1 protein-coding gene is annotated in these 237 nt (G+C 47.7%); it reads right to left on the bottom strand.

The window, feature by feature from the left end; genetic code table 11:
• On the bottom strand, positions 1-237 hold a 237-nt coding region (locus AAEY68_RS21665; protein ID WP_350586895.1), incomplete at both ends, for a transposase.

The raw sequence follows: 237 nt of genomic DNA, 5'->3' as shown, positions 1-237 counted from the left end.
TGTCGCCCCGTTTTAATGGGTGGCTTTCGCATGCATTGCTGCTGTAGCGGGCACGTTTTACAGTCTTTTAAATAACCGCAGAATCGCGTGTATTGCTGGTTGTGGCTTTTTACATTGATACCACTTCGCCACATGGCATTACCTGCGGGGCAGCGGCAAGTTTGGGTTGCTTCATTATAATGAAAATCATCTGAGGTAAATAATCGTGGCTTGCCTTTGCTGCGTTTTAGTCGGCGC

Source organism: Pseudoalteromonas sp. RB2-MNA-CIBAN-0110, from assembly GCF_040309305.1.
Taxonomy (GTDB): domain Bacteria; phylum Pseudomonadota; class Gammaproteobacteria; order Enterobacterales; family Alteromonadaceae; genus Pseudoalteromonas; species Pseudoalteromonas arctica.
The sequence above is the reverse complement of the archived record's forward strand: the minus strand, read 5'-3'. Positions and strand labels throughout refer to the sequence as shown.